Raw genomic sequence first — 21841 nt, 5'->3', positions numbered from 1 at the left:
CTGGGTAAGGCTGCGTGTTGCGGCTGGGTGGTGCTGAGTGTCGCGGTCAGGCGATGTCGTGCGTCGCTGCTGAGTAGCGCTGCGCGTCGCGGCGGTGATGTTGTGCGTTGCGCCTGGTGGTGCTGCGTGTTGCGGCCAGGCGATGTTGCGGGTCGCGGCTAGGCGGTGCCGCTCGCGATGGCCAGGTAGACGACCATGAGCACGAACAGGAACCAGCCCGCCCCGTGCCAGATCGGCCACGCTCCGCGCCGCCGCCAGGCGCGGAACGCGAGTACGAAGGCGACGATGCCGCCCACCAGCAGCACCGCTCCCGGTACGAACGCGATCACCGCCCGCGAGGGGTCGGTCGCCAGCTCGAGCACGGCGACCGCGAGGGCGGTGAGTACGACCACTCCGCCGACGTACCAGGCCGCATGCCGGAACATCTTCGGGTCCGACCACCGCTTCTCGACGTCGTTCACCATGTGCGGGGAGTTCCCGCCCGCGGCCCGGATACACACGGAATCGGTACCGACCGGTTCACTCGCGTCAGCGCGCATCGGCGGCGAGGCCGAAGCCGAGCGTCACCAGGACCGCCGCCAGGCACCGCTCGACCCGCTGCCGGACGCGGGTATCGCGCAACCAGGCGCCGGCCCGCTCCGCCGCCAGCACCACGCCCACACACCAGGCGGTGTCGACGACCAATTGGATGATCGCGAGCACCAGCACCGTCGGCAGCACCGGGCCGCTGGAGGGCAGGAATTGCGGCAGGATGGTCAGCCCGAAGACGGCGGCCTTGGGGTTGGCGGCGATGGACAGCAGCGAGGCGCGGAAGGCCGCGCCCGGTGTGCGTCCGCGCGGTGCGAGGGTGGCCCGCGACAGCTCCGGCCGGCGCGCGCTGCGCCACGCCTGCACCCCGAGCCAGATGAGCACCGCCGCCCCGACGATATGCACCGCGTGGTTGAGTACCCGATTGGCCACCAGCAGTGCGGACAGTCCCGCCCCGCCCGCCAACGTCCACCCGAATACGCCGATCTCATTGCCCGCCACCGCCGCCAGCCCCGCCCGCCGCCCGTCCCGAACCGAACGTTGCAGGAACAGCGCGGTGGCGGGGCCGGGCAGCGCGGCCAGCACGAGGCAGGCGAGCAGGAACTCGGGAAGCACATCGAGCCAGTGCGGCATCCGCTCATGCTGTCACGCCTCCGCGCGACTCACCACCGGAAATGCGCGCCTCTGCTGACCCGAGCGGGCTGACCCGAGCTCTCAGTGCTGACCAGGCAGTCCGTGCCGGAATCGTGCCGTCCGCAGCCGGTCAGGAGGTGCGCGCCGGGTTCAGGAAGTCCGCGCCACCCACGTAGACGGTGTGTCCGGGTTCGGCCGCCACCGCGGTGGCGTCGGCGACGGCGGTGGCGAATTCGGCCACGGTCGGCAGCGCACCGTGATCGCGGCGGTCGGAGACCGCGTCCGGGTCGCGGCGCTCGAGCAGCCGCACGATCATGGTGCCGTCGATCATGTCCCCGGACACCACCACGAAACCGATTCCCCGCCCGGCGAATTCACCGCACAGCTCACGCAGCGCCCGCTCCCCGGCCAGCTTGCTGCGCGCGATGGGCTCGTATCCGCCGGGCACCGGGCGGGTCTCGGAGAAGTGCGCCTGATGACTGGTGACGAAGACGACGCGGCCACCCGGCCCCAGGTGCGCCAGTGCCCGCCGGGTCAGCCGCAACTGGGCGTCGCGATTGACGGCCATGGCGTAGTCGGCCGCCGCGCCGCGCTCCAATCCGCCGGAGGCATTGAGCACCAGTACATCCAGCCGCCCGAATTCCGCGACCACCGCGTCGATCAGCCCCGTCGCCGCCTCGGCATCGGTGATGTCGGCCCCCGCCACCGACGCGCTGCCACCCGCCGCCACGATCTCGGCCGCGACCGCCTCGGCCCGCCGCCGCTTCTCCCGGTAGTTGAGCACCACATGGTCGCCGCGCGCCGCGAGCACCCGCGCCGTGTCGGCGCCGATGCCCCGGGATGCCCCGGTGATCAACACAATTCGGCTCACACATCACTCCGTTCGATCGTCCCGGCCCCGCACCAGTGCTTCTGATTCAGAACCACTATCCTGGTTCTAAATGAGAAGTGCAAGCGAACCTCCCGCCGCCAGCCGCGCGAATACCGCGGATCTGCCCCTGCTCGCGGTGATGGATCTGGTGGGGCAGCGGTGGGTGCTGCGGGTGGTGTGGGAACTCGAGCCCGGACCGCTCGGATTTCTGGAGTTGCGCCGCCGGATGGGCAACTGCTCGTCGAGCATGCTCTCGGTGCGATTGCAGCGGTTGCAGAGTGCGGGCGCGGTGGTCAAGCAAACCGATCGGAGCTACGAGTTGACCCCTGCCGGAAGGGAACTCGCGACCGCGCTGGAGCCGCTGTGGGCGTGGTCGCGCCGGTGGGCGGGGGCGCTCGCGGACGACGCGTGAGCGAACTCCGGGCGCGTCGGCGCGCCGCCTGCCATGCCGTGCGCTCGCCGCACTACGAGGCGATTCCCGGCAAATCCCGCGATTCCGCACGCATGTGCGGTTTGCCCGGTTAACACTTAAGCTGTCTGGGACGTAATACGGGTATGGAAGGTGCCAAGATGGGAGAGCGGACGGTCGTCGCGGACGTCGCGGATGAGCTCGCGCGGCGCGTCGCGTTCGGGCAGTACGCCCCCGGCGAGCTGATGCCGTCCGTTCGACAGGTCGCGGACGAGTTCAAGATGAATCGTGCGACGGCACAGCTGATTCTGGGACGCCTGGAATCCTACGGTTTCGTCGATGCGCACCGCGGCAAGGGATTCACGATCCGGGATGTGCGCACCGAGGGCGGGGTGGAGGTGTACCGTCGCCTGTTCCGGCTGTCCATGCCCATGCCGGAGGTCGCGCTGGAGATGTTCGGCAGCATTGTCGACGAGGAGCGGGCCATCGTCCTCGACACCCTGCTCGACTACACCGAGGGGGAGCGGCGCATCGATCCCGCCGTGCTCAAGGCCGATATCGACGAGCTGGAATCCATTGCGCGCAGCAAGGATCCGGACCCCCGGCGGATGCTCACCATCGAACTCGCATTGCTGCGCCGGTTGCAGACCGCCCTCGGACACACCATGCAGCGCGCCGTGCTGAACTCCATCGGCGATATGGTGCTGGAGGTGCCGGAGGCGGTGCAGGCGTACTTCGCGGCCTCACCGGACCTGCACGTGCTGGTCTGGCGGGCGCTGGTGGCGGTGTGGGATTCCGACGGCGGCCCCAGCGAGGCGCAGTTGGCGTTGTTCGAGGACCTGTTCGGGATGTACCACCAGAAGGTGGTGGCGAAGTTCGTCGAACTCGTCGGTGTGGACACCGCCGCGGCGACCGGGGGGCCGGTGCGGCACGCCGCCACCGCATAACGCTCGGTCTCATTGTCTGGGACGAGAATTCCCGACTGCCGGAAATGTCGGAAATCCGGTGAGTCGTTCGCGATTACTGCCCGATGGCGGCGTTCATGATGGTGCCCGCGCTGGTGGCGACAATGCCGCCCACGAGCGCGGCCGCCACCCGCTTGGGTGATTCGAGCGGCCCGCCCTGCCATTTCTCCCAGGCGAACTTACCGCCCGCGTAGATAATCGCGAGGGTGCCGGCCAGGAGTACGAACCAGGTGAAGTAGCGGACCAGCTTGAGCAGCTTGTCCGCGACCGGTGGCGTCTCCGGCGTGGGATTGAAGACCTGTGCGTACAGGTCGGCGGTGATCAGGTCCTGTGCGACAGTCAGTATCATCTCGGCGCTCGTTCCAGTGGCGTTCGGTCCCACTTCCGGGGTACCCGTCGCATGCGCTGGTACGCAAGGGAATCCCACCGACCATGTGGCGCCCGCGGTCAGTCGTCGTCGCAGTCCGCGGAGAGAAAGGCCACCGCGGCCAGATACTGTCGGCAGGCGAAGTGCTGGTCGTGGGCGCGCAGCACGGCCCGTGCCTGGCGGTAGGTGAGAGCGCGCGGCTCCACCGAGCAGTCACCGCTGATATCGGTGAAGTGAGCTTTTCCGGACCCGATGGAGCGAGGTGTACCGGAATGCTGAAGCATCTGAGTCATGGGGACGCCTCTGGCCGCTGAGATATCGGATGGCGACGCTGGCTCGGCGCTTCCTGTACCGCCCGGTGCATTCCGGCCTGTTCGTCATCACGAGTTTAAAGTGGCGGATCGTGCAGATGCAAGTACATCTGCACGATCGAGCCCGGTGTTGCGCGGCTTTCGTCCGGTTCGGTGTTGTTGTGGCGTCAGGGTTTACGCGCCACGCCCCCGTACGCGGACACGTCCTGGATCGAACCCACCTGTGCCGGGTCGACCCGCCAGCGGGTGATGGGAACGAAGCCGGGTTCGACCAACTCCAGGCCCTCGAAGACCGCCGCCAGCTGCTCCTGGGTGCGGGGGTCGTAGGGAACGCCGCCCGACTTGGTGTACTCCTCGCAGAGCTTCACGTAATTCGGGTTGTCGACGGTGCCGTCCCAGAACACCAGATAACTGCCGGACGGCACGGCCTCGAGCACGGTGCGCACGATGTGGCGCATATCCTCGTAACTGCGGGCGTGGCCGAGTACCCCCATAAACATGACACCGACCGGTTGGCTGAAATTCAGCACCTGGCGGGCAGAGATCAGAATGTTCTCCGGTTCGTGGAAATCGGCGTCGATATAGGTGGTGACCCCCTCCTCGGTGGTGGTGGTCAGCAGGGCCCGCGCGTGCGCGAGCACCAGCGGGTCGTTGTCGACGTAGACCACCTTGGCCTCGGGGGCGATGCCCTGCGCGACCTCATGGGTGTTCTGCATGGTGGGCAGGCCGGTGCCGATATCGAGGAATTGCCGCAGGCCCACCTCCCCGGCGAGGAAGCGCACGGCGCGGATGAGGAACTGCCGCGACTGCACGGCCATGGCGGAGATATCAGGGTCGATCTCGAGGCTGGCGTCGCCCACGACCCGGTCGATGTCGTAATTGTCCTTGCCGCCCATCCAGTAGTTCCAGATCCGTGCGGAGTGGGGGATGTCGGTTCGGATCGCGGGATCGGTGTCGGACATGAGGTTCTCCTCGACGAGAGTGCGCATGCGAACGGATGCTGATCTGCCCAGTGACAGTACAAGATTCGGCAAATCCGGACTTGCTGGACGGGGGATTCGCCCCGGGGATTAAACGTACCGACCAGTCGTTAACGTCTGTTTCAGTTTGCAACTTCGCAGTGTGTGAGCTTCATCAAGATCAAAGCTGTTGTGTTGCAAAGGATCAGGAACCCGAAGGGGATCGTTTGCGAGCAATCTGCGTGCTATCGTTCTGGTTGCGGTTGCAACTGTAAGAACATCTGATCGAACGTTTGCAAGTACTGGGCACACCGTCTGCGGGCGGTACTTGACAAGGAGTCGGAAATGACACGCACATCGGCAACCCGGATCGATCCCTCGGAACTCGCTTGGCGCAAGAGCACTTTCAGCAATCCGAGCGGAAACTGCGTGGAGGTGGCGGAACTGTCCAACGGTCTGGTGGCCATGCGGAACTCGCGTGACCCGCTGGGCTCGGTGCTGGTGTACACCCGCCCCGAGATCGATGCGTTCCTGCGCGGCGCGAAGAGCGGAGAGTTCGACGATTTGGCGCGCTGAAAGGTAGCATTGGCAATCGGCGCGGTGGTTCGCGACGATGGGTTGTGGTCCACTGCCGGCATAACCCGAGCATCGGAGTGAGACCCAATGATCGCAGAATCGGCTGTACACGGTCGGGTGGATTCCACTGTCGCCGAGCGTGGCCCGACTGCCCTGCGCATCGCCGTCGGGGGTCAGCTGCGCAAGTTGCGCGAGGCGAACAACATCACGCGCGAAGCCGCTGGTGAACACATCCGCGGCTCGCACGCGAAGATCAGCCGCCTGGAACTCGGGCGGACCGGATTCAAGGAACGCGACGTCCGGGATCTGTTGACGCTCTACGGTGTCGACGATCCCGGCGAACGCGAGGCATTCCTGGATCTGGTGCGCAAGGCGAACCAGCCCGGCTGGTGGCATCGCTTCGGAGATCTGCTGCCGCCCTGGTTCGAGACCTATCTCGGACTCGAGCACGCGGCCAAGAGCATTCGTACCTACGAGGGCCAGTTGGTGCCGGGGTTGTTGCAGACCCCGGACTACGCCCGCTCGGTGGTGGCGCTCGGACACGACGCCGATGCCGAGCGTCGGGTCTCGCTGCGTCGCCGTCGGCAGGAGCTGCTGACCGCACCGGGCGCACCGAGCTTCTGGGCGGTGCTGGACGAGGCGGTGCTGCATCGTCCCGTGGGTGGCGAGAAGGTGCTGGCCGAGCAGATCGAGCATCTGGTGGAGATGTCGAAGCTGCCCAATATCACCATTCAGGTGCTGCCCTACACCGCCGGCGGCCACGCCGCGGCGGGCAGCTCGTTCACCATGCTGCGCTTCGCCGAGCCCGAACTCCCGGACATCGTCTATCTGGAGCAGTTGACCAGCGCTCTCTATCTGGATCGTCGTCAGGATCTGGAGCTGTACCGGCAGGTCATGGACCAGCTGAGCGTGCAGGCCGAGGCGCCGGAACGGTCGCGGGCGAAGCTGCTGGAGATCGCTGAGCGGCTGTGAGCGCGGAAAGCCTGTGAGACAGCGGAACTCCGGGGCCGAGCGGCGGTCCCGGAGTTCGCGCGTGGGCTGGTCCCGAGATCACGTGCGGGATGGTCCCGACATCGCTGGTCCCGACATCACGGACAGGGCTCGCAAGAAGGCCCACGCGGACACAGCTCACGGCAAACAAGGCTCACGCCGGAGGGGTCGCCACCCAGGTGGCGGCCCCTCCGGCGTGTTCGGGCCTGACCCGGAGCGGGTCGAACCCTGCGGCATATGAGCCGGAATCTACTGCCGGATGAAGCTCGAGGCGATGCGCCAGAATGCTTCCGGCTGCATCAGGTGTAGATCCCAATCGTTCACCATCGCGTGTGCGGTGGTGACGATTCGCTCGATATCGAAATCGTACCGAGTGGCCGCTCCGGTGGATTCGACCTTATCGATCACGAATGCCGTTGCCGTCTCGCGGGAATAGTGCTGTTCGTGCCGACTGTCGTCGGCGAACCCGAGTCGGCTGAGGTTGATTGGCTGATTCATGCGAACGCCCCTGACGCCAGGCCGCCGGCTAATCGTCGGCGAAGAATCGCCGACCATTCACCGCACGGCTGTCTGGTAGTCCCCTGTTTGCCTTACAGGCATGAGTCTATGACCCTGCTCCGCACAGATGCAAGTACATCTGCAACCTCGAATATGCAGGGGGAGCAGGGATTTCAGTATGCCAAAGGTTTGCGAGAGATCATCATCGGAGTTACTTCGGGACGAAAATTCCGGTGAGATCAGCCTCCTTGATGGGGGTTTCGGGATTGGCCTGGGCCTGACACATCAGCTTGATGCTGACTATGGCCGCGTCGACGGTGTCGGCGCTCGGTTCGGTGGTGGAACTCTGTTCTTGTTCCAGGAATTTGCGGACGGTCACCCGCTGCTTTTCACCGTCCTGCGCGACGAATTCGCTGCACGGCGTGTCACCGCCCTTGTTCACGACCTCCTCGGCTGTCCCGCAGCCCGCGGTGATCAGTGCGGCGGCGACGGCGGCAGCGGCGCCCGCGCCCGCGATACGGTGTGTGTACATCAGAATCCCGCCAATCCTTCGGCCAGGCTCTCGATCTAGAGGACCCGCAGCGCGTCCGCTCGGACGTCCGGACAGCGCGCGGTGGTGATCTGGTCGACGACGCCGCGATTGTCGACGACGGCGGCGTTCACGCCGCTGTTTCGCAGTGCCCAGTTGTGCACCGTCCCGTTGAACGCCACCTTGCCCAGATCCGGGCACTGGTCACGCCAGCCGGGAATATCGCCGCGCATCATGTCGCACAGCTGGTCGGCGGCCGCGTCGGAGACCGCGAGCACGCCCGGTGAGCTGATCACCAGGCTGCGCGCGGGCGCGGAGTTGCCGGGCACGGTGGTCTCGGTGGAATCGGAGCAGGCCGTCAGCAGCAGCGCCGCCCCGGCGAGCACCGCCGCGGCGCGACCGCCGTGCCGCCGGGCTCCGGCGGCGGCAGGCATCTCCATGGCGTCTCCTGTCGGTGCTCTCTGCTGCCCGGTGCTTTCTGGTGTCCGGTGCTTTCTGGTGTCCGGTGCTCGCTGCTGTCAATGCCCCTGCTGATCGGACAGGCGTAGCCCTTCGCGCGACTTGACCCGACGGTGTTCGGCGGTCACCGCGCCGATGCCGAAGCCCAGGCACAGCACCGCGATCACACCGGCGGCGATGGCCCAGCCGGGGAAGCTGTACGCGGCGGCGGTCAGCGTCCCCGCGAGGGCGACGAGGCCGATCGCGATGAGGATCAGACCCGGCCAGTTGCGCGAGTTCTGGACCGATTCACCGGCGTGGTGTCGGGTGGTACGGGTGATATCGGGGTCGTAGTCGCCCCGGCCCCGCTGCTCCGGAATGCCGGAGCCCGCGACGGGGCCGGACGGCTGACCGTGGATGTCGGGCGACTCGTTTCCGGCAGGCATGATGTCTGGCCTCCTGTGCTGTCGGACGGGGTGATACCGCGCGGATACCCGGGGCGGCCCCGGCCAATCACCGGGTGTGACGACTACGACGTCTGTTCCCGCAGCAGCCGGTCCCAGCGCCGGAGGAAGTCCGGCAGTGCGAAGTTGGCCTGCGCCCAGTGCCGGGCGGCCTTGCCGGTCAGTTCGGCGAACAGCGGCTCGTGCACGAACTGCCGCACCGCCTCGGCGAGGATGTCGGGGTCGGTGGACACCACCCCGGCCTCGGCGGGTACCCCGGCCGACGCCTCGGTGGTGCCGACGGCGACGATCGGCATGCCCAGGTACATGGCCTCGATGACCGACATTCCGAGCGAGGTCCAGCGCGGGGTGTGCGCGAACACCCGCCGCAGCGCCAGCTCGTCGTGCAGCCGGGACTGTTCCAGGTCACCGCGGCCGGTGACCGTGTCCTCGGCGCGGCCGAGCAGGTGATGCAGCCGCTCGGTGCCGGTGCCGAACACGTCGATGGGCGCGGCGTCGCCGAGTCCGGCCAGCAGATCCGCTCCCGCGATCCGCCAGCGCCGCACCGGGTCGTTGACGATGGCGGCGGCCCGGGGGAGCGTCCCGACGTAGCGGTAGCCGGGATCGATCACGCCGTACGGCACCACATGGGTCGGGCAGCGGCCGTTGTCCCACATCAGCCGATTGAAATCGGTGACGTGCACGAGCGGCACATCGGTGCGATCGGCCAGGGGATGGCGGGACAGCGCCGCGTGCTCGCGCGGGGTCTCGTGCTCCACGTACAGGGCGGGCAGATCGCGTCCCGGCCGGCGGCCCAGCAACTCCTCGGTGAGTTCTATTTCCCGGGGGCGTTGCAGCACCACGATATCCGGGTCGGCATCGTCGAGATCGTCGGCCGGAGAGTCGATCACGCGGTAGCGGTGCCCGCCCTGGACGAAGGCTCTCGTCCAGGGCCCGTGCACATTCCACAGCAGCACGGTCAGGGCCTGGGGTTCGGTCGAGGCGTCCCTCATACCGGTCGGATGCCCTGCTCGGCCGGTGCGAAACGAATTCGATCAGTCGCACGCCGGTCGCAGGTCGTACACCGCGAAGGCCGCCCGGATCACCGGCGCGGCCACATTGCGCACCCGGATGCCGCCCGGCGTGGTACCGCGCTCGTAGCCGGCGTGCGCATGCCCGTGCACGGCCAGGTCCGCACCGCAGTCGTCGATGGCCTCACCGAGCAGATAGGAGCCCAGGAAGGGGTAGATCTCGCGCGGTTCGCCGTGCAGGGTGTCGCTGACGGGGGAGTAGTGGGTGAGCGCGACGGTGACATCGGTGCGCAGCCCGGCCAGTGCGGTGCGCAGGGACTGTGCGAGCTCCACGGTGTGCGAGGCTCATTCGCGCATCTGCCGCTCACCGAAGACGCTCGCGCACTTGCCCGCGAATCCACCGCCGAAGCCCTTGGTTCCGGCGACCCCGATGGTGTGCCCCCCGACGGTGACGGTGGCGGCGCTGCCCTCCAGCACGGTGATGCCGTGATCGTCGAGCAGCGTGGCTATCTCGTCCTGGGCATCGCTGTGGTGGTCGTGGTTGCCGAGCACGGCGACCACCGGAACGCCCACGTCGCCGAATTCCGCCGCCACCACGCGGGCCTCGTCGACGGTGCCGTGCCGGGTGAGGTCACCGGCCAGCAGCAGGACGTCGGCGCGGGCGGGCAGTTCGCGCAGCGCGGGGGCGAGCGAGCCCGCGGCGTCGGCGCCCAGGTGCACGTCGCCGACGGCCGCGATGCGCAGGTGCGGGCGCTGTGCGACGGGGACGTCCGGTGTCGCGGTACTCCGATCGACCGGCCGCAGCCCGGCGTTGGTGAGGGTGGTTCGGGCGCGTTCGGCATCGGCGGGCTTGACGAAGATGTCGACATCGTGGTCGGTGGCCGGTCCGCCGCGCGCGTACACCGCGCAGCCGCCCGCGACGGCGAACGGCACCCCGTCCTCCAACAGGGTGTTCACCACACGCGTGAGCGTGTCGAGCAGGCGGTGCAGGGCGACGACCATATTCGGGACCTACCCGGCGGGCGCGCGGTCAATCATGGTCGCGGGGCTCGTCGGCGGCGCGCAGCGAGCGGGTGGCGGGGCCCTCCAGCAGCGCGCCGTCGTGCCGGAATCGCGACCCGTGCAGCGGGCAGTCCCACGACATCTCGGCATCGTTCCAGGTGAGAATGCCGCCCAGATGCGGGCACACCGCGGACACCCGGTGGGTGGCGCCGAAGGCGGTGCACACCCCGACGGGCGCGAGCCCGCTGCGCTCCACCCGGCCCTCGCCGTCGGCGGGCGGCCCGTCGCGGCGCAGCGCGTCGCGGATGCCGAAACCCAGCCAGCCGAAGGAAAGCTGGAGTGCGACAGCGCCATTGGCCTTCATGGCGGTCAGCGCGCCCGCGAGCTCGCGCGGCTGCCAACTGGCGAAGGTGTCCGCCCAGTGCGGCGGCTTGCCGGTCAGGCGGCCCACCAGCGCGCGGGCGGCCGCGACGCCGTTGGTCAGGCCCCACTTGGCGAATCCGGTGGCCACCAGCACCCGGTCGTTCCAGGGCAGCAGCGGTCCGACATAGGGCAGTTCGGCGATCGGATGGTAGTCCTGGGCCGACCACCGGAAGACCGGCTCGGCCCCGGGGAAATGGCGCTGGGTCCAGCGCACCACGTCGTCGGCGTGGGCGCGCGCCCGCTCGGTGCGGCCCACCCCGTGCCCGGTGCCGCCGACGAGCAGCAGGTCGCCGCGATCGGTGGGGATGGGGCGCAGGGTGCGCACGGGGGCGTCCGCGCTGATGTACATGCCGGTCGGGAAGTCGCCCGGCACGGTGAAGGCGGCGGCGTAGGAGCGCTGCGGCTCGAGCCGGGCGAAGAAGCCGCCGCGGTCCAGAATCGGCGTGCCGGTGGCCAGTACGACGGTGTGCGCGCTGAGGTCGCCGTGCTCGGTGTCCAGAATCTGGCGGTCGCCCTCGCGGCGCAGCCCGCGCACCCGGGTGTGCTCGAAGACGGGCACGCCCCGGGCTGCGAGATCGCGCGCGAGCGCGGCGATGGCGTCCATCGCGTCGAACTGCGCCTGCCCGTCCAGCCGTACCGCGCCGCAGTGCGGGAACGGCACGTCCAGGTCGGTGACGAATTCCGTGGGCAGGCCCGCTTTGCGGGTGGCCTCCAGTTCCGCGCGCAGGATCGGCACCGCCCGCTCGGTCTGGGCGTAGGTGTAGGCCGGGGCGGTCTGGACCGGGATGTCGTGATCGGCGCAGTAGCGCAGCAACCACTGTTTGGCCTCGCGATTGGCGTCCAGGTAGGCGCGCAGCACGCGATCGTCGTGGACGGTGCGAATGCGACTGGCCCGGGTGGCCTGCAGCAGGCTGATCTTCCCGGTGGTGTGGCCGGTGGTCACGCCACCGAGCCGGTCGGCCTCGAGGACCGCCACCTCGATGCCCTCCTCGGCCAGCAGCAGCGCCGTCACCAGCCCGGTGATGCCGCCGCCGACCACCGCGGTGTCGATCCGGCGGCCGGGATCGAGCGGTGGGAAGGTCGGCGGCCGGGCATCGTGCAACCAAATCGACGTCATACGGTCCGGATTGCCGTGACCCACCTCGTCAAACGGCGTGAGCGCGTGATTGGCCGGGATGGCGTGGGGTATGGCGACGGTACGAGAGGAGGCCGCGACCATGCCCAAGACCGATAAGCGTGGGGAACCCAAGAGTTCGGAGCTGCCCGGTACGCTGCGTCGCTCCGACAAGCATGCCCAGGAGATCTTCGCCGAGGCGCACGATTCGGCGTTGGAGCAGTACGGCAGCGAGCAGCGCGCGCACCGCGTCGCCTATGCCGCGCTGAAGCACTCCTACGAGAAGGTCGGCGATCACTGGGAGGCCAAACAGCGCCGGGGGCCGTCGGATGAGCGGGCCGAACACGGTGGGCCGAACCCGCGCGGGGAGACCGCCGAGGGAGTGGACGCCAATGCGTCCAAACAGCATCTGCGGGAGATCGCCACGCGCCTGGAGATCTCCGGTCGCTCGAAGATGACCAAGGATCAACTCGTGGACGCCATTCGCAAATACAACGAGCGGGCGCGTCGCCGGGCGGGTGGCCGAAAAACACCGGAGGCGTCCGGTAGTCAGCGGTGAACGGCGAGCAGATGTGGAATTGGGAAGCACGGGGGGAAACCGAAGCCCAACGGTTGGACCGGAATTGGAACAGCCTGGTGCAGGAGGCGCGAATCGTCCAGACCGGTGTGCAATTGCTCACCGGCTTTCTGTTGATACTGCCCTTCCAGTCGCGGTTCGAATTGTCCGACCCGATGCGGATCGTGTATCTGGTGACGGTTTCGGCATCCATCACCGCCACCGTTTTCCTGGTGGCGCCGGTGTCCACGCATCGCCTGCTGTTCCGCCGCCACCGGCTCGACGAGGTGGTCCGCGCAGCGCACATCTTCGACCTGATCGGTGTGGCGCTGCTGGGGGTGGCGCTGACCGGCGTCGCGGTGCTGATCTTCGATGTGGCTGTCGGCACGCTGGCCGGAGTGATCGCGGGATGTGCTGCGGGCGCGCTGTTCGCGCTGGTCTGGGGCGTCTACCCGTGGATTCGGCGCGATGATGCCCGCGATGACGGGGATCACGCCGAATATCCTGAGCAGCAATAACTTTCGACGTGTTGGTGTTTCGAACCGGTGGTACCGGGTACCGCCGGACTGTCAGTGATTGATACCGACATTCTGGAGGTGAATGTCTTGTCCGAGCACGATAAGGGCGGATTCCGCGAAGGTGTCGAAGGCACCGTCGAAGATGTCAAAGGCAAGGCCAAGGAAGCCGCGGGTACGGTCTTCGGCAATGAGGACCTGCGCGACGAGGGCCGGGCACAGCAGGACCGTGCCGAATCGCAGCGTGACGCGGCCCGCAAGGAAGCGGAAGCCGAGAAGGAACGCGGCAAGGCCGCAATGGAAGAAAAGCGTCAGCAGGCATATCAGCAGGGACAAGACGACCGCTGACTGCCGTAGCAGTTCACACTGACGAAAGACGACGATTCGCCCGGCGAGATTTCGCCGGGCGTTTCGTTTCGTCGGTGGGCCGGTCCCGTCACCGACCGTCGTTGCCGGGCACTTCCGGATCGGAAGGAGGCTGCCCGGTGAGTTTGCGGCGCAGCAGCACCACGCCCACCAGCACCGCCAGTCCGATGATCACGAGTAGTTCCATACCGCGTCGATACCCGGAATTCGGGCGACCATTCGTCGTGCGCGGCAACTTTCCGTGGCGGGCGGCTGGCCTGCGCGAACGAAATCACCTGCGGTAGCGGGGCGTCGCGAGCAAACGGTGCGCCGTCGTGCCGATCGCCGCTGGGCAGTGACATATTCCATGTCGCGTGAAAGACTGGTTCCAGGTTGAGACTACAGCCGACCCGGTTCGTGTACGGGACCGTTCGCGGAGGACCGAGTGTCGGGCGCGTAGTAACGCCCTACCTCGCATGTCATCCGGCCTCATTGCCGAGGGGCCTCCGCACAGAACTGGAATATCCCCCTGACATGGGAGGTCTAGTCACATGTCTGCCACAGCAGTACACCAGCGCGGTGTCGATGCCGACACCGCGACGAACGGGTCGCGCGGCGACCACTCCGACCACCTGTCGCCCTCGATGGACAGTCATCAGCGCAAGTGCACGATCGTGCGGGTAGAAGGTGAATTGGATGCCGCCGTCTTCCCCGAATTCTCCGAAGCGCTGGAACGGGCGGTGACATCCAGTTCCCGGGCGGTGATCGTCGATTTCCGGCAGACCCGCTTCCTGAGCATCGGCAGTGCCCTGAAGCTGGCCGGGGCCAAGGAGTCCGCCGTCGCCGACGGCGTCGATCTCCGCGTGGTGGCCGCGCGGCGGGAGGTCGAGCGGGTGCTCGACGTGACCGGCGTGCGGCCGCTGTTCCATTTCTACCCATCGGTTCAGGCCGCGCTGGAGGCATGATCGCCCAGTGGATCCGAGTGGGACCGACACGCGCTCGGTCCCACCGATCCGCTCGCGTTTCACATCCTTGCGACGGATACTCGTGGAGTGACGCGAAGCGGCGAGGTGTCCGAGGACGAACAGACACTGGAGCAGGTCGTCGGCAGCGGCCGGGCCCAGAGCGTCGGGTCGTTCCGGTTCTGGTACGAAGATCAGCGTTGGGAGTGGTCGGACGAGGTCGCCGCCATGTACGGCTACGCGCCCGGCACCGTGGTACCGACCACCGATCTCTTGCTGCGACACAAGCATCCGGAGGATCGGGCGCAGGTCGCCAGCGCCATCGCCCGGGCCGTCGAGAACCGGGAACCGTTCTGCAGCCGCCACCGTGTCGTGGACGTGGACGGCACCGTACGCCACGTGATCGTGGTGGGTGATCGTATGGTCGATGACGAGGGCACGGTCGTCGGATCGTCGGGCTACTACGTCGATGTGACCGACACCCTCGCCGAACACCGGCGCGAGGCGCTCGACGACACGCTGCCCGAGCTGTACCGGGCCCGCGCGGTCATCGAGCAGGCCAAGGGGGCGCTCATGCTGGTCTACGGCATCAATGCCGACCAGGCGTTCCGGGTGCTCACCTGGCGTTCACAGGAGACCAACACCAAACTCCGGACCCTGGCCCAGCGCCTCGTCGCGGATGTCACCGAGATGGGCGGCGCGGCGGTCGAATTGCGTACCGGCTTCGACCATCTGCTGCTGACCGCGCACGAGCGGGTGCGGGAGGGCTAGCCCCGGACCGCCGGGTTTCGCGGGATGTGGACCGGGTACGCGCTGTACGGACACGTCCTCGGAAGGAAGGCCGACCCGTGACAGTGCCGACGGCCCCGATATGCCGCGCATCTCCCCGGTACCCCGTCGCGACTGTCGCGCGCCGGTTGCCGTCCGCCGAATCGACGAGTGTTCGGCGATGATGGAGCGGAACGAATGGGGTAATGGCCGGGCGCAGCGGGTTGCCGCGGGATGGCTCGGCGACGGACAGGCGGAGAGGCGCATGACTGAATGGATTTCTCGGGCGGCGACGGACACCACGGCGATCGGCATCCGGGTACCGGCGGATCTCGGACAGCTCACCATGCTGCGGGCGCTGGCGGAGACCGTCGCCCTCATCGCGGATTTCGCGCTCGACGAGGTGACCGATATCCGGGTGGCCTTGGACGAGGTGGCGACCTCGCTGATCATCGCGGCGGTGCCGGGCAGCGCGATCGGCTGTGACTTCGACTACGACCGGGAGCGCATGCGGGTGCGGGTGTGTGCCGTCACCGTCGACGCCGACACCTTCGACGAGGGCGGATTCGGCTGGCACGTACTGGAGACCCTCACCGAAACCATTGAGGCACACCGCGGCACGTTCGACGACAAGACGGGTGGCTATCCGACCACCGTGGAGTTCAGCCGACTGCGGGGGGAAGCGGATGTCGGGTGAGGTTCGACGCCGTCGGCCGGGCGCGAGGTCGCGCAGCCGCGGCGACAGCTACGACAATATCGAGCCGATGTTCAAGGAGTTGGCCGCCGTCGATCCGGCCGACCCGCAGCGAGAAGTGGTGCGCGAGAAGCTGATCGGTCGCTGCATGCCGCTGGCCGACCATATCGCGCGCAGATTCTCCGGGCGCGGTGAGAGTTTCGACGACCTGTTGCAGGTGGCGCGGGTCGGACTGGTGCAGGCGGTGGATCGCTTCGATGTGACGCGCGGTTCCTCGTTCCTGTCCTTCGCGGTGCCGACCATCATGGGCGAGGTGCGCCGCCACTTCCGCGACAACACCTGGGCGGTGCGGGTGCCGCGGCGCACCAAGGAGATTCAGCTGAGCATCGGCGGCACCATCGACGAACTCGCACAGCGGCTGGGGCGGATGCCCAAGGCCCGCGAGATCGCCGACAAGCTCGGTGTCGATCTGGTGGAGGTCACCCAGGCCCTCATCGCGGGCAACGCGTACCAGCTCTCCTCTCTGGACGCCGTCACCGGGGACGACAGCGAGAACACGCCGCTGTCGCTCATGGAGGTGCTCGGCGATGTGGAACCGCGCTACGACCGGGTGGACGAGTACCTGGCGGTGCGGCCGCTCATCGCCGAACTGCCCGATCGCGAACAACGCGTGCTCATCATGCGTTTCTTCGAGGCCCAGACGCAGGCCCAGATCGCCGAACGGCTGGGCATCTCCCAGATGCACGTCTCGCGCATACTCGCCAAGACGCTGACCTGGCTGCGCGAGCAGGCGTTGCGGGACTGACACGGGCCACGAGATCACGGGCCACCGCCTCGCGGGACCGAGGTCGGCCGCGCCCGGACGTACGCGACCGACCTCGCACGATGTCAGCCGATTTCGCGATGTCAGCCGATGCCGTGGTGTCAGCCGAGGTCGGGTGGCCCCACCGGCCGGGTGGGATCCGAAGGGTTCGGATCGGGCGTCCCCGGATAGGGCGGTTTCGGCTCCGGTTTCCCGGGATACGGCGGTTTCGGCTCCGGTTTGCCCGGATAGGGCGGCTTGGGCTCCGGTTTGCCCGGATACGGCGGTGTGGGCGGCTCGGGCTCCGGCAGCGGGGGTGTCGGCTCCGGTCGCGGGGGGTAGGGCAGCGGTTCCGGTTCGGGCAACGGCCGGGGTTCGGGCGTCGGCGGTACCGGGTCCGGAGTCGGTTGGGGCGGAACGGGTTCCGGCCGCGGGGGAATCGGTTCGGTCATGACGGCGTCTCCCTCTGCTCGCCTTGCTGCTCGCCGCGTTCCGGGCGGCCGCGCAGCCGTGGATCGTCCTCGGCGGGCAGTTCCGGATCGCGGGTGTCCTCGGCACGGTTGCCGCGCAGCGTGTCCTCCAGCTCGTGGGCGAGCTGGTCGTCGCGAGCGGCCCCGTGCTTGGTGTTGCCTCTCTGCATCCGAACCTCCTCGGGTGTCGAGTGTCGTGCTATCGCTGTCGCAGGAGTGCGCCGACGCCGTCCGGGAGCGACAGCTCTCCGGACACCGGCACGATGTCGCTGTCGCCCGCGATGGCCGCCACCGGCACGGCCTCGTCGGCGCGGCGCGGTCGCGCGACGTCGCGCAGGTCGGCGGCGTCGGTGGCCACCTCGGTCGGTGCGGCGCCGGTGAGCACCTCCCGGCCGTCGAGGGCCGCGCTGTCCACGAACAGCTGCGCTACGGCGGTGTCGCGCAGCGCGGCGGTGGTCTCGGGCAGGCCGCCGGTCGCCGCACCGTCGGCCCGGTCGGCGGCTGTCGCGTAGCGGGCCAGGACCTCGCGCCGCCAGCGGTCGGCGGAATCGGCGAGTACCTCGTCGACGGCGGTGCCGCACTCCGTATCCGTGCCTGCGGGTGTGCGGCCGGCGGCGTCGAGTTCGACGATTCGGCGCGAGTGGGTGCCCGCCGCCGCGACAGGTGTGCGGGCCGTGAGACGGGAGCGCGCCTCGATGGCGGCGCGCAGGGCCGTGCGCGCGGCGCACTCGCCGGTGAGCACGATGGTCACCGCGCCGGAGTGGTCGGCCATCTCGACCACCTGGCGAGCCACCTCGGCGGCGTCCCGGCCCGCGGCGTCCGCGGCTCGCCGTGGTCCGACCCGATGACCGGGGCTTCTGTGCCGCGTGCGCAGCGGACGGCCGGTGCCGTAACTGGTGTGGGTGACGTCGCCGTGCCCGTTCACCCCGCGGATGTACGCGCCCACCCGATCCATCGTGACCAGTACGTGCGGTACCTGGGGCGCGCGCTGTTCGAGCAGTGGCAGCAGGTAGGGCAGCGGGGACACCCGCACGATCTGCGCCGCCGGCGGTGCCGGTAGCTGTTCGTCCACGAGCACGGTGGCGGCGTCGGCGACGAGGGCGCGACCGCAGCGTCCGACGCTGCGCGGTCCGGCCGCGAAGGCGATGTCCAGGGCTGCCAGGGTGGTGGCGGAAGCGCCTGCGCGGTCGAGCCTTTCGCGCATCGACCGACAACGCGCCGTCAACTCCCGGGCCGCCGCCTCGCTGTCATGGCTGCTGTCGAAGTACACCGAGGCGAACGGACCGGTGCGGTCGACCAGTTCCCGGAGACTTGTCCTGACCATATCGGGGTGTTACCCGCGCATCCCCCGGGCAATCGTGCGACCGGATCATCCCCCGGCGGGACGCCCGGTGAGCCGCATTGCGGGCCGGCTGCGGCCTGGTCTCGATGTGGCTTCGAGGGGTCCGCTCCGCCGTGTCGCGCCCGGTCCCGCCGCTAGCCTGCAAGTGCCCGGCCGTCGGGGCCGAGAGGGTCGAGCGAGCGAGTACGCGTAGGGGTCAGGTGTGAGCCGTAGTGCGCGAATGATCGTGGCGGCCTTGGTGGTCGGGTGCGCCGTCCTCGCCGGTCAGATCCACGGCGGGTATCCGGCCGCGGCCGAGCCGGTGTTCGGCCCCTCGACACCCGCGCTGCCCGGTGTCCAGCTGCCCGGGCCGCACGAGTGGATCGACCGGGTCATCCCCGCCCCGGTGCTGCCGCCCGCCCCGTCGACTCCGCTGGTGGACGGCGGCGGACTGCCGCCGGAGCTGGCGGCGCTGCGCGCGGCGGTGCTACCGGACCCCATCGGCGATCATTTCATCGACCACTGGCCCGAGCGGCTCGACCACCTCGCCCCCGGCGCACTCGTCGCCTGGCGCGATGTCAGTGCCACGGCCGCGCCGCTGCTGTTCCTCCCGGTGCGGCAGGTGCTTCAGCTCAAGTACCGCACCACCGATTCGCGCGGGCTGCCTTCCTATGCCGTGGCGTCCCTGGTGATTCCGGCGGCGGCGTGGACGGGGCACGGCGACCGTCCGATCGTGGTGAACAATGTGCCGATCAACGGTCTCGGCCGCGATTGCAGTCCGAGTTACACACTGACGCACGGGATCAGCTTCAAGACGAACCTGTCGGAGTTCATTCCGCCCACCACTCAGTTGGCCATGGCCCGCGGGTACGCGGTGCTGATTCCCGACCACGAGGGCCCGCGCATGGCGTACGCGGAGCCGTATGTGGCCGGGCACGCGGTACTCGACGCCATGCGCGCGGTGCGGGGATGGCTGTCGGATGAGTTCGGCGACAGCAGGTTCGGGATGATCGGATACTCCGGCGGCGCCATCGCCACCAATGCCGCGGCCAAACTCATGGGCGAGTACGCGCCGGAGCTGGCGGAGGTGGTGGTCGGGGCGGCGCTCGGGGGCGTACCGGTGGACTACGAGATCCTCGCCGGGAGCATGAACGCCAATCTCGCATCCGGGGTGTTCCTCGGGGCGACCTTCGCCGTCGGGCGGGAGCGGCCCGAGATCCTCGCGCGCATGAACAATCTCGCCCGCTGGGTGGGGACCTCGTTCATGAAGAATCAGTGCGTGGACGTCTTCGCGCTCCCCGGCGTCTTCCTGCTGCCCATGGATATCGCCGCGAACATCCCCGACCCGCTGCACAGCGACCTGGCCCGCGACATCTACCGCATCACGCGTCTGGAGGACCGCGGATCACCGGTGCCGCTGTTCGTCTACCACGGTGAGCAGGAGTTCTGGGTGCCGGTGCGGGGCGCGCGCGATCTGGTTCGCGAGCAGTGCGCGCTGGGCGCGAACGTGGTGTACCGCAGCGTTTTCGGCGAGCACATCGTCGCCGCCCTGACCGGCTATCCCGAGGCCGTGCTGTGGCTGGACGAGCGGCTGCGCGGCATGCCCGCGGTCAGCGAGTGTTGACGCCGTGGGCGCGAACCCGGCCGGCCCATGACCGGTCCCGGCCGCGTACGGCCGGGACGATCTCGACTCACATCGGGTACAGATTGTGCTTGCGCGGGTTGGGCTTGCGCACCGCGCCCTTGTCGCGCAGCAGCCGCAGCGCCTTGCGGATCTCCAGGCGCGTGGTCGACGGTTCGATGACCGCGTCGATGTAGCCCCGCTCCGCCGCCGTCCACGGCGTCGCCACGGTGGCGTTGTAGAAGTCGATCATCTGCTGCTTGATCGTCTCGCGCTGGTCCTCCGGGGCGGCGGCCAGCTGGCGGCGGCCGACGATGGACACCATGGACTCCGCGCCCATGACCGCCAGCCGCGCGGTCGGCCAGGCCAGGCTGATATCCGCGCCCAGCTGCTTGCAGCCCATCACCGCGTAGCCGCCGCCGTACGCCTTGCGGGTCACCACGGTCACGATCGGCACGGTGGCCTCGATGAGGGCGCGGAACATGCGGCCGCCGCGCTTGATGACGTGATTGCGCTCCTCGTCCACGCCGGGCAGCACGCCCGGGGTGTCGACCACGTACACCAGCGGCAGTCCGAAGGCGTCGCACAGGCGGATGAAATGCGCCGCCTTGTCCGAGCAGGCCGCGTCCAGCGCGCCGCCCAGTACCAGCGGCTGGTTGGCGATCACACCGACCGGCCGGCCGTCCACGCGGGCGAAACCGGTGATGAGATTGGCCGAGGTCTTGGCGCTGATCTCGTGGAATTCGCCGTCGTCGAAGATGCGCAGCAGGATGTCGTGCATGTCGTAGCCGACCTTGTCGGAATCCGGGATGATCCGGTCCAGTTCGCGGTCGGTGTCGGTGAGCTCGGGCTCCAGGCCCGGATTCACGATCGGCGGCTGCTCCAGGCAGCTGGTCGGCAGGTAGCCCAGGTAGTCGCGCACCCAGGCGAAGGCGTCGGCCTCGGTCTTGGCGACGTGGTGCACGGTGCCGTTCTGCTCCAGGGCCCGCGCGCCGCCCAGCTCCTCGGCAGTGACCGACGAGCCGGTCACGGCCTTGATGACCTCCGGGCCCGTGACGAACATGTACGAATCCTCGGTGGCCACCAGGACGTCCATATTGATCGGCCCGTACACCGATCCGGCGGCGCATTTGCCGAGCATGACGGCCACCATGGGCACGTACCCGGACAGATCCTCCTGCAACCGGCACATGATGGCGTACCAGGCCAGCGAGGCCACGCCGTCCTGGATGCGGGCGCCGCCGGAGTCGTTGATGCAGACCACCGGGCAGGCGTTGTTGTAGGCGAAGTCCATGGCGGCGCGCACCTTGCGGCCGAACATCTCGCTCACCGAGCCGCCGTACACGGTCTGATCGTGGGAGATCACCACCACCGGGCGGCCGTCGATATAGCCGCGGCCGGTCACCACGCCGTCACCGTAGGTGGCGTTCGCGACGCCGGGCTGCCGAACCAGCGCGCCCAGTTCCACGAAGGTCCCGGGGTCCAGGAGCATGCCCACCCGTTCTCGGGCGCTGGGAATGCCTTTCTTCCTACGCTTTTCGATCGCGGCCTCACCGGCCGGTTCCTCGGCGATCTCCAGGAGCTTGCGCAGTTCCGCGAGCTTCTCCTGTGTGCCCGTCATACCTCGGTCTTGCCCTTCCACCATCAGGTCAGCGACCTGAACCGGTCGCTGTCGGCGTGCCGGATCGCGGCTACCGACC

At 68.6% G+C, this 21841-nt stretch carries 28 protein-coding genes and 1 pseudogene; 12 read left to right on the top strand and 17 right to left on the bottom strand.

Annotation, left to right across the window (positions count from 1 at the left end; translation table 11 throughout):
• Window positions 1-158 precede the first annotated feature (158 nt).
• The 3 genes from QJS31_RS24630 to QJS31_RS24620 all read right to left on the bottom strand — a co-directional run bounded on the left by QJS31_RS24630 (window position 159) and on the right by QJS31_RS24620 (window position 2023).
• Window positions 159-464 carry a hypothetical protein gene (locus QJS31_RS24630; protein WP_282782174.1) on the bottom strand — a complete coding sequence of 102 codons (306 nt, stop codon included), beginning with the start codon at window positions 462-464 and terminating at the stop codon, window positions 159-161.
• Window positions 465-528: 64 nt separating this feature from the next.
• The gene (locus tag QJS31_RS24625; protein ID WP_282782176.1) at window positions 529-1161 is read right to left on the bottom strand and encodes a LysE family translocator; all 633 of its coding nucleotides are present in this window, start codon (window positions 1159-1161) and stop codon (window positions 529-531) included.
• Window positions 1162-1291: 130 nt separating this feature from the next.
• Entirely contained in the window at window positions 1292-2023 is a 732-nt protein-coding gene (locus QJS31_RS24620; RefSeq protein ID WP_282782187.1) for an SDR family oxidoreductase, read from the bottom strand.
• 79 nt (window positions 2024-2102) lie between these two features.
• Here QJS31_RS24620 and QJS31_RS24615 point away from each other — a divergent pair, with 79 nt between their 5' ends.
• A complete protein-coding gene (locus QJS31_RS24615) occupies window positions 2103-2444 on the top strand; it encodes a helix-turn-helix domain-containing protein (protein ID WP_282782178.1) in 342 nt (113 codons plus the stop codon).
• Window positions 2445-2602: 158 nt separating this feature from the next.
• Window positions 2603-3388, top strand: coding sequence for a GntR family transcriptional regulator (locus tag QJS31_RS24610; protein ID WP_282782180.1), 786 nt, complete (start codon window positions 2603-2605; stop codon window positions 3386-3388).
• A 73-nt stretch (window positions 3389-3461) separates the two neighbouring features.
• Here the strand turns inward: QJS31_RS24610 and QJS31_RS24605 are convergent, their stop codons facing one another.
• The 3 genes from QJS31_RS24605 to QJS31_RS24595 all read right to left on the bottom strand — a co-directional run bounded on the left by QJS31_RS24605 (window position 3462) and on the right by QJS31_RS24595 (window position 5073).
• Complete coding sequence (locus QJS31_RS24605; protein ID WP_282782181.1) at window positions 3462-3755, bottom strand: hypothetical protein; 294 nt, start codon at window positions 3753-3755, stop codon at window positions 3462-3464.
• A gap of 98 nt (window positions 3756-3853) precedes the next feature.
• A complete protein-coding gene (locus QJS31_RS24600) occupies window positions 3854-4066 on the bottom strand; it encodes a hypothetical protein (protein WP_282782182.1) in 213 nt (70 codons plus the stop codon).
• A 185-nt stretch (window positions 4067-4251) separates the two neighbouring features.
• A complete protein-coding gene (locus QJS31_RS24595) occupies window positions 4252-5073 on the bottom strand; it encodes an SAM-dependent methyltransferase (RefSeq protein ID WP_282782184.1) in 822 nt (273 codons plus the stop codon).
• A 315-nt stretch (window positions 5074-5388) separates the two neighbouring features.
• Here QJS31_RS24595 and QJS31_RS24590 point away from each other — a divergent pair, with 315 nt between their 5' ends.
• Both QJS31_RS24590 and QJS31_RS24585 read left to right on the top strand, forming a co-directional pair.
• Window positions 5389-5619 (top strand): DUF397 domain-containing protein, encoded by a 231-nt coding sequence (locus QJS31_RS24590; RefSeq protein ID WP_029932310.1) that lies wholly within the window; start codon window positions 5389-5391, stop codon window positions 5617-5619.
• Between the two features lie 87 nt (window positions 5620-5706).
• Entirely contained in the window at window positions 5707-6591 is an 885-nt protein-coding gene (locus QJS31_RS24585) for a helix-turn-helix transcriptional regulator (protein WP_029932311.1), read from the top strand.
• A 267-nt stretch (window positions 6592-6858) separates the two neighbouring features.
• On the opposite strand, the gene QJS31_RS24580 is transcribed toward QJS31_RS24585, so the two are convergent.
• The 7 genes and pseudogenes from QJS31_RS24580 to QJS31_RS24545 form a co-directional block, all read right to left on the bottom strand.
• Window positions 6859-7164, bottom strand: coding sequence for a hypothetical protein (locus QJS31_RS24580; RefSeq protein WP_085996423.1), 306 nt, complete (start codon window positions 7162-7164; stop codon window positions 6859-6861).
• Between the two features lie 154 nt (window positions 7165-7318).
• Complete coding sequence (locus QJS31_RS24575; RefSeq protein ID WP_306357807.1) at window positions 7319-7639, bottom strand: hypothetical protein; 321 nt, start codon at window positions 7637-7639, stop codon at window positions 7319-7321.
• A 35-nt stretch (window positions 7640-7674) separates the two neighbouring features.
• Window positions 7675-8076, bottom strand: a complete 402-nt coding sequence (locus QJS31_RS24570) for a hypothetical protein (protein WP_306357806.1) — start codon at window positions 8074-8076, stop codon at window positions 7675-7677.
• A 78-nt stretch (window positions 8077-8154) separates the two neighbouring features.
• Window positions 8155-8520, bottom strand: a complete 366-nt coding sequence (locus tag QJS31_RS24565; protein WP_306357805.1) for a hypothetical protein — start codon at window positions 8518-8520, stop codon at window positions 8155-8157.
• A gap of 83 nt (window positions 8521-8603) precedes the next feature.
• On the bottom strand, window positions 8604-9530 hold the full coding sequence (locus QJS31_RS24560) for a glycosyltransferase (RefSeq protein ID WP_306357804.1): 927 nt from the start codon (window positions 9528-9530) through the stop codon (window positions 8604-8606).
• A gap of 42 nt (window positions 9531-9572) precedes the next feature.
• Window positions 9573-10292 (bottom strand): annotated as a pseudogene (locus QJS31_RS37425) (metallophosphoesterase).
• Between the two features lie 286 nt (window positions 10293-10578).
• A complete protein-coding gene (locus tag QJS31_RS24545; protein WP_306357801.1) occupies window positions 10579-12090 on the bottom strand; it encodes an FAD-dependent oxidoreductase in 1512 nt (503 codons plus the stop codon).
• 100 nt (window positions 12091-12190) lie between these two features.
• Between QJS31_RS24545 and QJS31_RS24540 the strand changes: the two genes are divergently transcribed.
• From QJS31_RS24540 to QJS31_RS24510, 7 genes are all read left to right on the top strand, one after another.
• Window positions 12191-12646, top strand: coding sequence for a ChaB family protein (locus QJS31_RS24540; protein ID WP_306357831.1), 456 nt, complete (start codon window positions 12191-12193; stop codon window positions 12644-12646).
• An 11-nt stretch (window positions 12647-12657) separates the two neighbouring features.
• Window positions 12658-13161: a DUF6328 family protein gene (locus QJS31_RS24535; RefSeq protein ID WP_282785354.1), complete on the top strand. Its 504-nt coding sequence runs from the start codon at window positions 12658-12660 to the stop codon at window positions 13159-13161.
• 87 nt (window positions 13162-13248) lie between these two features.
• Window positions 13249-13506, top strand: a complete 258-nt coding sequence (locus QJS31_RS24530; RefSeq protein ID WP_282785353.1) for a CsbD family protein — start codon at window positions 13249-13251, stop codon at window positions 13504-13506.
• Window positions 13507-14054: 548 nt separating this feature from the next.
• Window positions 14055-14468, top strand: coding sequence for an STAS domain-containing protein (locus tag QJS31_RS24525; RefSeq protein ID WP_306357800.1), 414 nt, complete (start codon window positions 14055-14057; stop codon window positions 14466-14468).
• Window positions 14469-14555: 87 nt separating this feature from the next.
• Window positions 14556-15236 (top strand): PAS and ANTAR domain-containing protein, encoded by a 681-nt coding sequence (locus QJS31_RS24520; RefSeq protein WP_306357799.1) that lies wholly within the window; start codon window positions 14556-14558, stop codon window positions 15234-15236.
• 262 nt (window positions 15237-15498) lie between these two features.
• Window positions 15499-15930, top strand: a complete 432-nt coding sequence (locus tag QJS31_RS24515) for an anti-sigma factor (RefSeq protein WP_306357798.1) — start codon at window positions 15499-15501, stop codon at window positions 15928-15930.
• Entirely contained in the window at window positions 15920-16732 is an 813-nt protein-coding gene (locus tag QJS31_RS24510) for an RNA polymerase sigma factor SigF (protein WP_306357797.1), read from the top strand. The genes QJS31_RS24515 and QJS31_RS24510 overlap by 11 nt, the downstream gene beginning before the upstream one ends.
• Before the next feature lie 119 nt (window positions 16733-16851).
• Here QJS31_RS24510 and QJS31_RS24505 read toward each other — a convergent pair whose 3' ends face one another.
• The 3 genes from QJS31_RS24505 to QJS31_RS24495 are packed head-to-tail and all read right to left on the bottom strand — an operon-like array spanning window position 16852 to window position 18523.
• A complete protein-coding gene (locus tag QJS31_RS24505) occupies window positions 16852-17181 on the bottom strand; it encodes a hypothetical protein (RefSeq protein ID WP_282785349.1) in 330 nt (109 codons plus the stop codon).
• Entirely contained in the window at window positions 17178-17369 is a 192-nt protein-coding gene (locus QJS31_RS24500; protein WP_029932329.1) for a hypothetical protein, read from the bottom strand. Before QJS31_RS24500 ends, QJS31_RS24505 begins: the two co-directional genes overlap by 4 nt.
• A 29-nt stretch (window positions 17370-17398) precedes the next feature.
• Entirely contained in the window at window positions 17399-18523 is a 1125-nt protein-coding gene (locus tag QJS31_RS24495; RefSeq protein WP_306357796.1) for a hypothetical protein, read from the bottom strand.
• Window positions 18524-18743: 220 nt separating this feature from the next.
• Between QJS31_RS24495 and QJS31_RS24490 the strand changes: the two genes are divergently transcribed.
• Window positions 18744-20144: a lipase family protein gene (locus QJS31_RS24490; RefSeq protein WP_306357795.1), complete on the top strand. Its 1401-nt coding sequence runs from the start codon at window positions 18744-18746 to the stop codon at window positions 20142-20144.
• Window positions 20145-20211: 67 nt separating this feature from the next.
• On the opposite strand, the gene QJS31_RS24485 is transcribed toward QJS31_RS24490, so the two are convergent.
• Entirely contained in the window at window positions 20212-21762 is a 1551-nt protein-coding gene (locus QJS31_RS24485; protein WP_306357794.1) for an acyl-CoA carboxylase subunit beta, read from the bottom strand.
• Window positions 21763-21841: the final 79 nt, after the last annotated feature.

Source organism: Nocardia sp. CC213A (genome assembly GCF_030766805.1).
GTDB lineage: Bacteria > Actinomycetota > Actinomycetes > Mycobacteriales > Mycobacteriaceae > Nocardia > Nocardia otitidiscaviarum.
This window is presented reverse-complemented; position numbering and strand designations above follow the sequence as displayed.